This window comes from Variovorax sp. GW460-12-1-14-LB1 (assembly GCF_059423605.1).
In genome coordinates this window covers 21,637-35,944 of record NZ_JBWKYF010000013.1, presented here as the reverse complement: position 1 = coordinate 35,944, position 14,308 = coordinate 21,637, and the positions used below count along the sequence as shown (strand labels likewise).

The following is a 14,308-nucleotide window of genomic DNA, read 5'->3' as shown; positions in this document are numbered from 1 at the left end:
CCCCCCCCCCCCCCCCCCCCCCCCCCCCGACGGCACCTTCGCCTTCCCCACGCCCTTGCGTGAAGGATCGTCCTATGCGGTGAGCGTGCAGACCCAGCCCCAGGCCCCGAGCCAGACCTGCACTGTCAATCACGCGGGCGGCCAGGTCGGTCGTGCGGATGTTGTCGACCTGGCTGTGGTGTGCGCCACCGAGAGCTTCGCGGTTGGCGGAACGGTGAGCGGCCTTGCGGGCACAGGGCTCGTGCTGCAGAACAATGCCGGCGACGACCTTGCCGTGTCAGCGGATGGGCGCTTCGTCTTCCCGACACCGGTCGCCAGCGGCGCGGCCTATGCGGTGACCGTGAAGACGCAACCCACCGGCCCCGCGCAGACCTGCAGTGTCGGCCTGGGCACTGGCGCGATCGGCGACGTGGCGGTGAACCACGTCGCAGTGGTCTGCGCGATCGACAGCTTCACCGTCGGGGGCACGATCTCCGGCCTGGTCGGCGCTGGGCTGATCCTCCAGAACAACGGGCAGGACGACCTGGCCGTTGCAGCCGGGGCCGGCACCTTCCGGTTCACGCAAGCCGTGGCCAGCGGCGCCGCCTACGCCGTGACGGTCCTGGCCTTGCCTGGCGGACCCGCACAGACCTGCAGCGTGAGCAACGCGTCCGGCACCGTGGGCGCGTCCCCGGTGACCCACGTGACGATCCTCTGCACGGTCGACAGCCACCGCGTCGGCGGCCGCATCACGGGACTGAACGGCCGCGGCCTGGTGCTGCAGAACAACGCGGGTGACGACCTGTCGATCGACTTCGGTGCCAACGGCGACTTCGCCTTCGCGGCGCCGGTGGCCAGCGGTGCCGGCTACGCGGTCAGCGTGAAGGCGCAACCGCAGTTCGTCCACCAGACCTGCACGGTCACCGACGGAACCGGGCAGGTCGTGTCAGGCCCGGTGCGCACGGTCAACGTGCACTGTGTCCTGGCGGCGCCGTCGGCGCAGCCGGCACGTTTCGCCTACGTGTCCGGTCAAGGCGACAACAGCCTGACGGCCTTCCACATCGACGCAACCACCGGGGCGTTGGCTCCCTTGCCCGAGCCGCCGACGGTCACGGGTCGCACACCGATGGGCGTGTCGCTGCACCCGAACGACCGGTTCGTCTATGTCGCAAACAACTCAGACGCCACAGTGTCCGCCTATGTCGTCCAGCCCAACGGCATGCTGGTGCCAGCGAGAACGCCAACGGTGGCAACAGGGGCCGGCCCCATCTTTCTGGGCATCGATCCCAGGGGGCGCTTCGCTTATGCAGTGAACGGCAGCAGCGACACGGTGTCCGCCTACCGCATCGATGCGACGACAGGCGAACTCACGTCGGTGGGTACAACGGCGACGGACAAGACCCCTTTCGACTTGATCGTGGACCCCACGGGCCGTTTTGTCTATGTCGCGCACTCGAGCGGCAGCGTTTCCACGCACCTCATCGACCCCACGACGGGTACGCTCTCGACCCGTATCACCACGCAAGTGGGAGGCCGGCCCAATGCCGTGACGATGCATCCCACGGGCCGCTTCGTCTACGTGGCGAACACGAGCAGCAACGATGTGTCGATCTACGCAGCCGATGCCCTCACGGGGGCGCTCACACCGGTATCGACGACACCGGCCGGCCAAGGCCCGACGTACATCGCGGTGGACCCCACCGGCCGGTTCGCTTATGTGGCGAACACCGGCGGCGACGTGTCGGCCTACGCGGTCGATGCCGACACGGGTCAGCTCACTGAAGTGACGCCGAGGGCGACAGCGGGCCAGCTCCCTTCCTCCCTGGCGATCGACCCGACGGGCCGGTTCGTCTATGTCACGAATCTCGTCAGCAACACCGTCTCGACCTACACCCTGAACACCACGACCGGCGCCCTCACGCCGAATGCGAGCGCCCCGACGGTCGCGACCGGGCGCTCCCCGCAAGGCATCGTGCTGTCGCGCCGGTAGGCGGCACGCTCACTCACCCGATGGTCGCGATCGCCGTCCCGGCGCCCACGTAACCCCCCGCCGCCGCCGCGAACACGATGCGCCCCGCGCGGTGCGCGACCACCTGCATCTCCATCTTCATCGCCTCCATCACCGCGATCACCGCGCCTTCGGCGACCTCGTCGCCATCCGCGACTTTCCAGCCTTGCAGCGTGCCCGACACCGGCGCAGCCACAGCAGCGACATCCGCTGCAGGCGCGTTCGCCACAACGCCAGGCGCAGCAGCAGCACCACCACCCGCCGACGCCAACCCACGCAGCAACTCCGCCGGCAGCCCCAGCGACATGCGCCGCCCGTCGATCTCGATGGCCGTGCGATGCAGCGAGGCATCCGGCAACGGATCAGGCCGCATGCCTGCCTTCTCGTCGTTCGCAAAGTCCGTCTCGATCCAGCGTGTGTGGACCTTGAAGGCGTCTTCCGACACGAAGTCGGGGTGCGCCATCACCGCGCGGTGAAACGGCAGCACCGTGGCCAGGCCTTCGATGCGGAATTCCTTGAGCGCGCGGCGTGCGCGTGCGATGGCCTGGGCGCGCGTGGCGCCGGTGACGATGAGCTTGGCCATCAGCGAGTCGAAGGTGCCGGGCACCTGCGAACCGGCGTCCACGCCGGTGTCGACGCGCACGCCCGGGCCCGAGGGGGCGTCGAACACGTGGACGGGGCCGGGCGTCGGCAGGAAGCCGCGGCCCACGTCTTCGGCGTTGATGCGGAATTCGAAGGAGTGGCCGCGCGGCGCGGGCGTCTCTTTGATTGACAGCGGCAGGCCTTCGGCGATGCGCAGCTGCTCGATGACGAGGTCGATGCCGGTGGTCTCCTCGGTCACGGGGTGCTCAACCTGCAGGCGCGTGTTGACCTCGAGGAAGGAGATGGCGCCGCTCGCGCTCAGCATGAACTCGACGGTGCCGGCGCCGGTGTAGCCCGCGGCCGCGCAGATGTCGCGCGCCGACTGGTGGATGCGCTCGCGCTGCGCGTCGCTCAGGAAGGGCGCGGGCGCTTCTTCGACCAGCTTCTGGTTGCGCCGCTGCAGCGAGCAGTCGCGCGTGCCGAGCACGACGACGTTGCCGTGGGTGTCGGCGATGACCTGGGCCTCGACGTGCCGCGGGCGGTCGAGGAACTGTTCGACGTAGCACTCGCCGCGGCCGAAGGCGGTGATGGCTTCGCGCACGGCCGATTCGTAGAGGCCTTCGACCTCGTCGAGCCGCCACGCGACCTTGATGCCGCGCCCGCCGCCGCCGAAGGCCGCCTTGATCGCGATCGGCAGGCCGTGCTGTTCGGCAAAGGCGAGCACCTCGCCCGCGTTGCTGACCGGGTCGGCCGTGCCCGCGACGAGCGGCGCGCCGACCTTCAGGGCGAGCTTGCGGGCCTGCACCTTGTCGCCCAGCGTGGCGATGGCCGCGGGCGAAGGGCCGATCCACGTCAGGCCGGCGTCGATCACGGCCTGCGCGAAGGCTGCGCTTTCGGAAAGGAAGCCGTAGCCGGGGTGCACGGCGTCGGCACCGCTGCGCTTCGCGATGGCCAGCAGCTTGGGAATGTTGAGGTAGGTGTCGGCCGAGCGGTGGCCGTCCAGGCCGTAGGCCTCGTCGGCCCGGCGCACGTGCAGCGCATTGAGGTCGGGATCGGCGTAGACGGCGACCGACTGCACGCCGTGGTCGGCGCAGGCGCGCGCGATGCGCACGGCGATTTCGCCACGGTTGGCGATCAGGACTTTTTTCATCGCGGGACTCTCGATCTCAAATCAAAGTTCGATGGGGCCGTGGCCGGCCATCGGTTGGAAGCGGACGCGGGCGTTCACGGGGATCTGCCCCGCACGGTCCAGGTGGTGGGTGGCGACCGACGCGATCACGGGGTAGCCGCCGGTGAGCGGGTGGTCGGCCAGGAACAGCACGGGCTGGCCGCTGGGCGGCACCTGGATCGAACCGCGCGCCGTGCCCTCGCTGGGCAGCTCGGCGGTGTTGGCACGCACCAGCGGCGTTTCGCCGTTCAGGCGGATGCCGACGCGGTTCGATTGCGGCGTCACCACCCACGGCTGGCTGCACAGGTGCTCGACGGCGTCGGCGGTGAACCAGTCGGTGCGCGGGCCGAGCACGATGTCGAGCACGACTTCTTCCTGCACGGTGGGCAGGTCGATCGGCGGCCCTTCGGTGGCGCCGACGACGACGCCGGTGGCAACGGCGCGCACCGGCAGCACATCGCCTGTCGCCACGGCGGGCGGGCCAATGCGGGCCAGCGTGTCGGTCGCGCAGCTGCCGAGCACGGGCACCACGGCAAAGCCGCCGCGCACGGCCAGGTAGCTGCGGATGCCGGCGGTGGGCTCGCCGACAGTGACGGTGTCGCCGTCGGCCAGCGCGACGGGCTGGTAACGCGGCAGCGGCCATTGCGCGCCGTCGGCGCGGGTCAGCGTGAGCGGGCCGTCGGCGCCGGTGACGGCCATCACTGCGTTGCCGCGGCAGACGAACTGGAAGCCGCCGTAGGCCAACTCGAGGCAGGCCACGTCCGACGCATTGCCGACCAATCGATTGGCCGCCTGCAGCGAGCGCTGGTCCATCGCGCCGGAGGCGGACACGCCCTGCCGCGCTTGGCCGTGGCGACCGCCGTCCTGCCACAGCGCCTGCAAGCCAGCGGCGCGAACTTCAAAGGCGCTGCCGCCTTCAACGGCCGCAGGCGCGGGCGCCGCAACCACGGGCTCCGCCACAGGCAACGCCACCTTCAACGACGTGGCATCGACAAAGCGCACCGCATCGCCGGGCTGCAGCAGCGCCGGCGTTTCGCGCGACAGGTCCCACATGGGCGTGTCGGTCACGCCGATGATCTGCCAGCCGCCGGGGCTGGCCTGCGGGTACACGCCGCTGAAGCTGCCCGCGAGCCCGACGGCGCCGGCCGGGATGCGGGTGCGCGGCACCGCGCGGCGCGGCACGTTCAGGCTGGGGTGGCCGCCGCTCAGGTAGGCGAAGCCGGGCGCGAAGCCGGTGAAGGCGACGGTGTAGTCGCTGCCGGTGTGGCGGCGCACCAGCTCGTCGGGCGTGATGCCGAGCAGGCCGGCCACTTCGGCGATGTCTTCGCCGTCGTAGCGCACGGGAATCTCGATGCGCTTGTCGATGCGCGTCTCGCGGGCGTCGAGCTTTCGCTGGCGCACGGCGTGTGCCAGCGCGGCGGCCGACAGCACGGCGGGGCGGAAGGTGATGAGGATGGTGCGCGCGGCGGGCACCAGCTCGTCGATGCCGGCAAGGGGCTCCGCGCGCAGCGAGGCCAGCAGCGCGAGCGTCTGCGCCAGGTCGTCGAGCTCGACCAGCACGGCATTCAGGTTGACGCGAAGAAAGCGCATCGAGGTCGTCATGCGGTGGTGGCCTCGGCGAAGGGGCGGATCGTCACGCCGGCCTGCACGAGCCGCTCGCGCACGCGGCGCGCCATCTCGACCGCGCCGGGGCTGTCGCCGTGCACGCAGATCGAATCGGCGCGGATGCGCACCACGCTGCCGTCGATGGCGGTGACGGTGCCTTCGTGGGCCAGCCGCAGCATGCGCTCGGCCACGTCGCTCGCGTCGTGCAGCACGGCGCCGGGTTCGCGGCGCGACACCAGCGTGCCTTGCGGCGTGTAGGCGCGGTCGGCAAAAGCCTCGGCCACCACGCGCAGGCCCTGGGCCTCGGCCCAGCCCACGAGCGGCGAGCCTGCGAGCGCGACGAGCACGAGGTTCGAATCGATTTCGCGGATGGCCGCGATCACGTCGCGCGCCTGGCGCTCGTCGTGCGCGATGGTGTTGTACAGCGCACCGTGCGGCTTCACGTAGCGCACCTCGGTGCCGGCCGCGGCGGCCAGGCCCTTCAAGGCGCCGATCTGGTAGATGACGTCGGCGCGCAGGTCGGCGCTGTCGACGTCCATGTTGCGGCGGCCGAAGCCGACGAGGTCGCGGTAGGCCACGTGAGCGCCCACGGCCACGCCGCGTTCCTTCGCCTGGCGCAGCGTGCGCAGGATGCCCGCGGGGTCGCCGGCGTGGAAGCCGCAGGCCACGTTGGCGCTGCTGACGATGTCGAGCATGGCGGCGTCGTCGCCCATGCGCCAGACGCCGAGGCTTTCGCCGAGGTCACTGTTCAAGTCGATGTTCATCGGGGGTCTCCGGCGTGCACGGCACGCCTCAGGAATCAATGCAGCCGGCCGGCGGTCTCGCGCACGTCGTGACGCACGGTGAGCGCGGTGCGGATCGCCACGCGGAAGGCCTCCACCTGCGCGGCCAGCGCCATGCTCGCCACGCCGGGTTTCGAGGCAGCCTGCTCGGACAGGTAGGGCACGTGGACGAAGCCGCCGCGCGTGTGCGCCAGCGCCGGGCGCGTCGCGAGCCGGTGCATCAGCGCGTAGAAGATGTGGTTGCACACGAAGGTGCCGGCGCTGTTCGACACGGCCGCAGGCAGGCCCGCCGCGCGCATGTCGCGCACCATGGCCTTGATCGGCAGCGTCGAGAAGTAGGCCGCCGGGCCGTCCCTGACCACGGGCAGGTCGATGGGCTGCTGGCCGGCGTTGTCGGGAATGCGCGCGTCGTCGATGTTCAGCGCGGCGCGCTCCATCGAGATCTCGGTGCGCCCGCCCGCCGCGCCGATGCACAGCACCAGCTGCAGTGGCGGGCCGGCCAGCGCGGCGTCGAGCGTGTCGATGGCGCGGCCGAACACGCAGGGCAGCTGCACCGCCTGCACCACGGCGCCTTCGCAGGTCCAGCCGTCGAGGGCGCGGGCGATCTCCCACGCGGGGTTGACCGGGTCGTTCTCGAAGGGCTCGAAGCCCGCGAGCAGCACGCGGCGTGCCTTGGCATCGGTGGCTGTGGTCATGCGCGGTGCCTCAGCGGAACATCAGGAAGTACAGCAGGAAGATGTTGACCACCAGCAGCGCGGCCGCGGTGGGTATCTGCACCTTGATCACCGCGTTCTTGTCGGGCAGCTCCAGCAGCGCCGCGGGCACGATGTTGAAGTTGGCCGCCATCGGCGTCATGAGCGTGCCGCAGTAGCCCGAGAACATGCCGATGGCCGCCATCACGGCCGGGTCGCCGTGGTACACGCCCACCAGCACCGGCACGCCGACGCCGCCCGTCATCACCGGGAAGGCTGCGAAGCCGTTGCCCATGATGATGGTGAACAGCGCCATGCCCAGCACATAAACGGCCACGGCGACGAAGCGGATGTCCATGTTGATGTAGCTGGTGGTGATGTGCGCCACCGCCTTGCCCACGCCGGCGTCGGAGAACACCAGGCCCAGCATGCCCAGCATCTGCGGCAGCACCACGGCCCAGCCGAGCGCGTCGGTCAGGCGGCGCGACTCGCGCATGCCCTGCACGGGCGTCTCGCGCGTCAGCCAGCAGGCCAGCGCGAGCGCCACCACGCAGCCGATGCCCAGGCTCACCAGCGTGGTGTTCTTGGGGTCGAGCAGCAGCGTGCCGCCGAGCTTGATGTGGCTCATGCCCACGGTGCCGATCACGGTGACCAGCGGGATCGCCAGCGCCGGAATGAACAGCTTGTTGCCCAGGCGCGTGGCGCTGGCCTGGTACTGCTCGGGCGTGGGTTCGCGGTGCTTGCCCGCGCCGACGCCGCGCAGGCCGGCAATGACGGCCATGCCGATCGCACCGACGCCCACGAGCGCGGGCGGCAGCTTGTCGCCGACCAGGAAGACCAGCGCATAGATGCCCCAGAAGAGCGCGCTGGTGTAGCGCTTGGGGTGCTGGCGGTCGGCCAGCGTCATCACGGCCGTGACGGCGAGGATGAAGCCGACCAGGAGGTACAGGTGCTGGATCGAGAGAATCATGATGCTCAGCGTCCTTCCTTGGCGGGCACGGCGGTGGCGGGCACGTCGGCTTCTGCAGCGCCGCCCAACTCACGGGCCAGCGTCTGGTCGAGCCGGCGCAGGCGCCAGGCGTGGATGATGAAAGCGGCAATGGCCGTCGGAATGCCCCACATCGCGATGTGCAGCGGCTCCACGTCGATGCCCGCTTCGTGCAGGAAGGTGGTCATGAGCACGATGGCGCCGAAGGCCACGAAGATGTCTTCGCCGAAGAACAGGCCCACGTTGTCGGTGGCCGCGGCGTAGGCGCGCAGCTTGTGGCGGATGCGGTCGGGCAGCTTGCCGTAGCGCGTTTCGGTGGCGCCTTCGGCCATCGGCGCGAGCAGCGGACGCACCATCTGCGGATGCCCGCCCAGGCTGGTCAGGCCCATGGCCGCCGTGAGTTCACGCGCCGCGAGGTAGACGATCAGCAGGCGGCCGGCGGTGGCCGACTTGATGCGGCTGATCCAGTTCTGCGCGTGCTGGCGCAGGCCGTGGCGTTCCAGCAGGCCGATCACCGCCAGCGGCAGAAGAATGATCAGCGGCAGGTTGCGCGTCTTGATGAAGCCGGTGCCGATGGCCGTGAGGATCGCCATCGGGCCGAAGCCGGCGGCGAACGCCGTGACGATGGCCGTGACGATCACCACCAGCATCGGATTGAAGCGCAGGATGAACCCCGCAATGATCACGGCCACGCCGATCAGCGGCCACAGGGGGACTTCAGGTGTCATGGTTGGTCTTTCGTTGCAATGCAAAACACCGGCGCAGGGGCACCGGTGCGGTCGATTGATGCAAACCTCATGCCAATGAATGAGCAATTCATTTCTTATGAATCACTCATTTCAACAAGTTGTTGAACAATTTCATTTAGTGTGCCCAACAACAGTGCCTGAATACCCCCATGGAAACCCTGAAACGAGCGCGTTTCGGTGCATCGGCGCGGCATGGCACGGGAGCCGTCTGTTACAACGCAAGCTCGCTGCGCCCCTCTCTTTTCCCCTCCGACCGACCGGCATGACCCGACTGGATTCCCCCGCTTCCCCCGCCTCGCCGGCCGCCGGCGCGCTCACGCTCAACGACCGCGTGGCCGAGCTGATCCGCCAGAAGATCGTGAAGGGCGAGTTCTCGCCGGGGCAGCGGCTGTCGGAGGCCGCGCTGGCCGACAACCTGGAGATTTCGCGCAACACCTTGCGCGAGGTGTTCCGCACGCTGACCAAGGAAGGCCTGCTCAAGCACGCGCCGAACCGCGGCGTGTTCGTGGCGGTGCCGAGCATCGCGTCGATCATCGACATCTACCGCGTGCGCCGGCTCATCGAGTGCCAGGCGCTGGCGCAGGCCTACCCGCGCCACCCCGCCAAGAAGCACATGCGCGAGGCGGTCGAGATGGCGCTGAAGTGCCGCGACGCTGGCGACTGGCTGGGCGTGGGCACGGCCAACATGGAGTTCCACAAGGGCATCGTCGAGCTGGCCGACAGCGAGCGGCTGAACGTGCTGTTCGCCCACATCCTGGTCGAGCTGCGGCTGGCCTTCGGGCTGCTGAAAGACCCGGAGTTCCTGCACGCGCCCTACGTGGACATGAACACGAAGCTGCTCGAGCTCATCGAGGCCGGCAAGTTCGCCGAGGGCTCGGCGGCGCTGAACGACTACCTGATCCACTCCGAGCGCATCGTGCTCGCCGTCTACGCGCGGCAGATGACGGACGTGGAATAGGTCGCCTCCGCGCACCTGCGCGGGCGAGGTGCTGAAATAATGACCACCCCGCCACCCCCACCGCCGGATGCGCCATGACCCTGTCCGCCTACCTGCTGTTCCTGCCCGCCTGCTTCGCCATCAACATGGCGTTCGGCCCCAACAACCTGCTGTCGGTCACCAACGGCGCGAAGCACGGCGTGTCGCCGGCGGTCATTGCGGCGAGCGGCCGGCTCGTGGCCTTCGCGGTCATGATCGCCATCGCCGGCCTGGGCATGGGCGCGGTGCTGGTGGCGTCGGAGCTGGCCTTCGATGTCATCAAGTACATCGGTGCCGCGTACTTGGTGTGGATCGGCGTCCGGCTGCTGCGCGCGCCGGCACCGACCGCGCAGGTGCAGGCGCACGAGGCCGCACCGCCGTCGATGCGCGCGCTGGTGCGCCAGGAGTTCACGGTGGCGGCCGGCAACCCGAAGGCGATCCTGGTGTTCACCGCCTTCTTCCCGCAGTTCGTGGTGCCCGGTGCGTACGCGTCGAGCTACGTGCTGCTGGGCGTGACCTTCCTGGTGTTCGAACTGGTCGCGATCGCGCTGTATGCGCTGCTCGGCGCGCGCATGCGCCGGCTGGCCAACGGCAGCCGCGCGATGCGCTGGTTCAACCGCGTGAGCGGCAGCATGATGGTCGGCTTCGGGCTGATCCTCGCGTTCACGCGCCGGCCTGCTTGAGTGCCCGACCGCGCGGCGGTCAGCACTCGACGATGTTCACGGCGAGGCCGCCGCGCGAGGTTTCCTTGTACTTGGTCTTCATGTCCGCGCCGGTCTGCATCATGGTCTGGATGACCTTGTCCAGCGACACGAAGTGCGAACCGTCGCCGCGCAGGGCCATGCGCGCCGCGTTGATGGCCTTCACCGCGCCCATCGCGTTGCGCTCGATGCACGGGATCTGAACCAGCCCGCTGACCGGGTCGCAGGTCATGCCCAGGTTGTGCTCCATGCCGATCTCGGCGGCGTTCTCGACCTGGCCCGGCGTGCCGCCCATCACCGCGGCGAGCGCGCCCGCCGCCATCGAGCAGGCCACGCCGACCTCGCCCTGGCAGCCGACCTCGGCGCCCGAGAGCGAGCCGTTCTTCTTGTAGAGGACGCCGATGGCCGCCGCGGTGAGCAAAAACTCGACCACCGCCTCGTCGCCCGCGCCGGGAAAGAAGCGCTGGTGGTAGTGCAGCACCGCCGGAATCACGCCCGCCGCGCCGTTGGTGGGCGCGGTGACCACGCGCCCGCCGGCTGCGTTCTCTTCGTTGACGGCCATGGCGTACAGGTTGACCCAGTCCATCGCCGCGAGCGGGTCGGGCGCGGCCTGCGCGGTGCCGCTGCCCTGCAGCTGCCCGAACAGATCGGCCGCGCGTCGCCGCACCTGCATGCGCCCGGGCAGAGTGCCGGTGCTCGCGCAGCCGCGGCGCACGGCGCCGGCCATGGCGTCCCACACCTGCAGCAATTCCGATCGCACCTCGACCTGCGGTCGCCATTGCGCTTCGTTGGCCATCATCAGCGCGGCGATCGACAGGCCCTGCGCGCGGCATTGCGCGAGCAGCTCCGCGCCGCTGTCGAAGGCGAAGGGCAAGGCGGCCGGCGCCGGGCGCTGCACGCCGGCTTCGTTGCGCACGCTCTCGCCCTGCGCATCGACGACGAAGCCGCCGCCGACCGAAAAGTAATCCGCCTCGGCCAGGGCCTGGCCCTGCGCATCCAATGCAATGAAGCGCAGGCCGTTCGGGTGCCGGGGCAGGCTCTTGCGCAGGAAGAGCAGGTGCTCCTTCTCGTCGAACGCCACGGCGTGCGTGCCGAGCAGGTGCAGTCGCCGCTCGCGCCGGATGGCCGCGATGGCAGGCTCGATGGTGTCGGGATCGATCCGGTCCGGCCGGTGGCCTGCGAGCCCGAGCAGCACGGCGCGGTCGGTGCCGTGGCCGCGGCCGGTGGCGCTCAGCGAACCGTACAGCTGCGTCACCAGCGCGGCCACCTGCGGCAGCAGGCCCCGCGCTTGCAGCAGGCAGGCGAACTGCCGCGCCGCGATCATCGGCCCGACCGTGTGCGAACTCGAGGGGCCGATGCCGATCTTGAACAGATCGAAGGCGCTGACCGGCGTCGAAGGCGCCTTCGCCGTACTTGTCACCGCGCCTTCACCGCCAGGTTCCACAACGCCACGAGCTGCTCGTACTCCGCCGAGGCCGCTTCCTGGTCGAGCGGGAAGACCTTGATGGCGCTCAGGTCGGGCAGCGAGGTGAGCTTGGACACCGCGATGTCGCTGCGCACCGGACGGCGGAAGTTCTTCACCAGCAGCTCCTGCTGCGTCTCCTTGCTCAGCAGGCCGTTGTAGAGCGCGACGGCGGCGTCCATGTTCTTCGCGCCCTTCACGATGAACATGCCTTCGGGCGCCAGGTAGCTGCCCTCGGTCGGGTACACCAGCTTGATCTCCTTCTGGCCGCCCGCCACGTACTCCTGTGCCGCGTACTCGATGGTCAGGCCCACCGGGTACTCGCCGGCGGCCACGCCCTTGTAGGTGCTGCCCGACGAGGCGGTGACGACCGCGTTGGCCGCCAGCTTGCCCAGGCCGTCGCGACCGAACTGCTTGAGCAGGCCGTACACCAGCATGTAGGCCGTGGCGCTCTTGCTCGGGTCGGTGATGGCGAACTTGCCCTTCCACTCGGGGCGCATCAGGTCCGACCAGGTCTTGGGCGCGGGCATGCCCTTGAGCTGGCGCTCGTTGACCATCATCACCATCACGTGCACGTTGGTGCCGACCCACAGGTCGTTCGGGCCGCGGAAGGCCGCGGGCACGGCCGCGAGGTCGGGCGACTTGTAGGGCGCCATCTGGTCCTTGTAGGCGCCCAGCGTGCCAAAGCCGCCGCTCCACAGCACGTCGCCGCGCGGGTTCTTGGCCTCGGCCTGGATGCGCTTCATCAGCGTGCCGGTGCCGCCCGTGACCTGCTGCACCGTGAGCCCGGGCGTCTTCTTCTTGACCACGGCCAGCGCGGTCTCGACGGTCTCGGTGTTGTTGGACGAATAGAGCACCACCGTCTGCGCACCCGCGACGCCCGCCGTGAGGGCCAGGGTCGCGAACGCGCATTTCGCCAGGGACTTGAAGGACATGAAAACCTCGCAGGTTGAAGTGAATGGGTGGGTCATTTGCTGGAGAAGAGGTTGATGCGGAACACCTTGATCGCCACCACGATGGGCAGCAGGATCACGCTGACCAGCGCCGCGCCGTAGGCCGAGGCCAGGCCCAGGCGGCCGCCGTCGACCTGGCGGAAGATGGCGATGGGCATGGTCTCCAGGCCGCCCGTGTAGACCACGATGGAGGCCGACAGCTCCGAGATCGTGGTCACCCACATCAGGATGGCGGCCGAGATGATCGAGGCCTTCATGGCCGGCAGCAGCACCTTGAAGAAGGTCTTCAGCGGCGACACGCCCAGGCTGATCGAGGCCTCCTCGATGGAGTCCGAGATGTTGAACAGCGTCGACGACGCATTGCGCACCGCAAAGGGCAGGCGGCGCACCGTGTAGCACAGCACCATGATCCCCGAGGTGCCCGCCAGCACCAGCCAGCCGGTGTTGAAGGTCTGCACCAGCGCAATGCCCAGCACCGTGCCCGAGATGGTCAGCGGCAGCACCACGATGTAGTCCAGCAGCTGGGTGAAGGGGTTGCGCTTCTTGATCGTCAGGTAGCTCACGAGCACCGCGAAGGCCACGCCCACCACGGTGGCCATCGAGGCGAACTTCAGCGAGTTGATGATCGGCTCGGGCGCACCGCGCAGCGCGCGTTCCAGGCTCGACAGCGACCACTGGCCCCAGCGCATCACGGGCCCGCTGGTCTCGGTGAAGGCGCCCACGAAGACGATGAGCAGCGGCAGCATCGACAGCACGATGATCACGCCCACGCTGAGCGTGTAGAACACCGCCGCGCCCGAGCGCACGCGCACCACGGCGGGCGCGCGGCCCTGCGTCATCGTGTAGATCTTGCGTTCGACCACGCGCTTCTGGAAGAACAGCACGATGGCCACGATGCCGATGGACACCACCGACATCGCGCTTTGCAGCGTGGGGCTGCCGCCCATCTCGCCGACGAAGGCGTTGTACGTCATGACCGACAGCAGCGGCACGCTGCTGCCCAGCACCACCGACAGCGCGAAGTTGCCCACCACCAGCGTGAACACCACCAGCGCATTGACGAGCACCGCGGGCAGGATCACCGGCACCAGCACGCGCAGCTTGGTCACCAGCGGCGAAGTGCCCAGGCTCAGGCCGGCCTCTTCGAGCTGGCCGTCGAAGCCGCGCAGCGCGGCCAGCACGCCCAGGTAGATGTAGGTGTAGTAGACCAGCGTCATGGAGAACACCATGCCGGTCCAGCCGTAGAAGGTCGGCAGCGTGATGCCCGCGCCCGCGAGCAGGTTGGTCACCAGCCCGTTGTTGCCCAGCAGCAGCAGCCACGACTGGCCGACGATGATCTCGGGGATCACGATGGTCATGATCGGCAGCACCGCCACCAGGTTCTTCAGCGGGAAGTCGTAGCGCGCCACCATGTACGCGAAGGGCACGCCCACGGCCACGGTGCAGGCCGTGACCGACACGCCGAGCACCAGCGTGTTGCGGAACGCGAGCAGGTATTCGCTGTCCTGCAGCAAGGTGATGAAGCCGGACAGCGAGAACGCGCCCGACTCGTCGCGCACGCTGTTCACGAACAGCGTGCCCAGCGGATAGAACACGAAGAACAGCAGCAGCACGAGGCTGAGCAGGGTCAGGAAACCCCAGGGCCACCAGTTGATTTTCATGG

General features: G+C 69.2%; 12 protein-coding genes. 3 read left to right on the top strand and 9 right to left on the bottom strand.

Features of this window, described 5'->3' with window-relative positions:
- The first annotated feature begins 79 nt into the window (after positions 1 to 79).
- The gene (locus AC07Y4_RS09295) at positions 80 to 1,969 is read left to right on the top strand and encodes a lactonase family protein (RefSeq protein ID WP_492737394.1); all 1,890 of its coding nucleotides are present in this window, start codon (positions 80 to 82) and stop codon (positions 1,967 to 1,969) included.
- A 13-nt stretch (positions 1,970 to 1,982) separates the two neighbouring features.
- Here the strand turns inward: AC07Y4_RS09295 and AC07Y4_RS09290 are convergent, their stop codons facing one another.
- Genes AC07Y4_RS09290 through AC07Y4_RS09265 form a run of 6 tightly spaced genes read right to left on the bottom strand, consistent with a single transcriptional unit; the run spans position 1,983 to position 8,532 of the window.
- Positions 1,983 to 3,719: an acetyl/propionyl/methylcrotonyl-CoA carboxylase subunit alpha gene (locus tag AC07Y4_RS09290; protein ID WP_487847583.1), complete on the bottom strand. Its 1,737-nt coding sequence runs from the start codon at positions 3,717 to 3,719 to the stop codon at positions 1,983 to 1,985.
- 21 nt (positions 3,720 to 3,740) lie between these two features.
- The gene (locus AC07Y4_RS09285; protein WP_487847758.1) at positions 3,741 to 5,327 is read right to left on the bottom strand and encodes a 5-oxoprolinase subunit B/C family protein; all 1,587 of its coding nucleotides are present in this window, start codon (positions 5,325 to 5,327) and stop codon (positions 3,741 to 3,743) included.
- Between the two features lie 8 nt (positions 5,328 to 5,335).
- Complete coding sequence (locus AC07Y4_RS09280; protein WP_487847584.1) at positions 5,336 to 6,106, bottom strand: LamB/YcsF family protein; 771 nt, start codon at positions 6,104 to 6,106, stop codon at positions 5,336 to 5,338.
- Between the two features lie 35 nt (positions 6,107 to 6,141).
- Positions 6,142 to 6,819: a pyroglutamyl-peptidase I gene (gene pcp, locus AC07Y4_RS09275; protein ID WP_487847585.1), complete on the bottom strand. Its 678-nt coding sequence runs from the start codon at positions 6,817 to 6,819 to the stop codon at positions 6,142 to 6,144.
- Positions 6,820 to 6,829: 10 nt separating this feature from the next.
- On the bottom strand, positions 6,830 to 7,786 hold the full coding sequence (locus AC07Y4_RS09270; protein ID WP_095747223.1) for a DUF979 domain-containing protein: 957 nt from the start codon (positions 7,784 to 7,786) through the stop codon (positions 6,830 to 6,832).
- Positions 7,787 to 7,791: 5 nt separating this feature from the next.
- The gene (locus AC07Y4_RS09265; protein WP_095950362.1) at positions 7,792 to 8,532 is read right to left on the bottom strand and encodes a DUF969 domain-containing protein; all 741 of its coding nucleotides are present in this window, start codon (positions 8,530 to 8,532) and stop codon (positions 7,792 to 7,794) included.
- A 283-nt stretch (positions 8,533 to 8,815) separates the two neighbouring features.
- Here AC07Y4_RS09265 and AC07Y4_RS09260 point away from each other — a divergent pair, with 283 nt between their 5' ends.
- On the top strand, positions 8,816 to 9,511 hold the full coding sequence (locus tag AC07Y4_RS09260) for a GntR family transcriptional regulator (protein ID WP_487847586.1): 696 nt from the start codon (positions 8,816 to 8,818) through the stop codon (positions 9,509 to 9,511).
- Between the two features lie 74 nt (positions 9,512 to 9,585).
- Entirely contained in the window at positions 9,586 to 10,212 is a 627-nt protein-coding gene (locus tag AC07Y4_RS09255; protein WP_159279239.1) for a LysE family translocator, read from the top strand.
- Positions 10,213 to 10,231: 19 nt separating this feature from the next.
- On the opposite strand, the gene AC07Y4_RS09250 is transcribed toward AC07Y4_RS09255, so the two are convergent.
- Genes AC07Y4_RS09250 through AC07Y4_RS09240 form a run of 3 tightly spaced genes read right to left on the bottom strand, consistent with a single transcriptional unit; the run spans position 10,232 to position 14,306 of the window.
- A complete protein-coding gene (locus AC07Y4_RS09250) occupies positions 10,232 to 11,650 on the bottom strand; it encodes an L-serine ammonia-lyase (RefSeq protein ID WP_487847587.1) in 1,419 nt (472 codons plus the stop codon).
- On the bottom strand, positions 11,647 to 12,627 hold the full coding sequence (locus AC07Y4_RS09245) for an ABC transporter substrate-binding protein (protein ID WP_095950356.1): 981 nt from the start codon (positions 12,625 to 12,627) through the stop codon (positions 11,647 to 11,649). Before AC07Y4_RS09245 ends, AC07Y4_RS09250 begins: the two co-directional genes overlap by 4 nt.
- A gap of 32 nt (positions 12,628 to 12,659) precedes the next feature.
- Positions 12,660 to 14,306, bottom strand: a complete 1,647-nt coding sequence (locus AC07Y4_RS09240; RefSeq protein WP_062477436.1) for an ABC transporter permease — start codon at positions 14,304 to 14,306, stop codon at positions 12,660 to 12,662.
- Positions 14,307 to 14,308 lie beyond the last annotated feature (2 nt).

What these genes read in the sequence shown, in the direction of transcription:
- AC07Y4_RS09290 (WP_487847583.1), bottom strand. Translation starts at nt 3,719, where the DNA reads ATGAAAAAAGTCCTGATCGCCAACCGTGGCGAAATCGCCGTGCGCATC.
- AC07Y4_RS09285 (WP_487847758.1), bottom strand. Translation starts at nt 5,327, where the DNA reads ATGCGCTTTCTTCGCGTCAACCTGAATGCCGTGCTGGTCGAGCTCGAC.
- AC07Y4_RS09280 (WP_487847584.1), bottom strand. Translation starts at nt 6,106, where the DNA reads ATGAACATCGACTTGAACAGTGACCTCGGCGAAAGCCTCGGCGTCTGG.
- pcp (WP_487847585.1), bottom strand. Translation starts at nt 6,819, where the DNA reads ATGACCACAGCCACCGATGCCAAGGCACGCCGCGTGCTGCTCGCGGGC.
- AC07Y4_RS09270 (WP_095747223.1), bottom strand. Translation starts at nt 7,786, where the DNA reads ATGATTCTCTCGATCCAGCACCTGTACCTCCTGGTCGGCTTCATCCTC.
- AC07Y4_RS09265 (WP_095950362.1), bottom strand. Translation starts at nt 8,532, where the DNA reads ATGACACCTGAAGTCCCCCTGTGGCCGCTGATCGGCGTGGCCGTGATC.
- AC07Y4_RS09260 (WP_487847586.1), top strand. Translation starts at nt 8,816, where the DNA reads ATGACCCGACTGGATTCCCCCGCTTCCCCCGCCTCGCCGGCCGCCGGC.
- AC07Y4_RS09255 (WP_159279239.1), top strand. Translation starts at nt 9,586, where the DNA reads ATGACCCTGTCCGCCTACCTGCTGTTCCTGCCCGCCTGCTTCGCCATC.
- AC07Y4_RS09245 (WP_095950356.1), bottom strand. Translation starts at nt 12,627, where the DNA reads ATGTCCTTCAAGTCCCTGGCGAAATGCGCGTTCGCGACCCTGGCCCTC.
- AC07Y4_RS09240 (WP_062477436.1), bottom strand. Translation starts at nt 14,306, where the DNA reads ATGAAAATCAACTGGTGGCCCTGGGGTTTCCTGACCCTGCTCAGCCTC.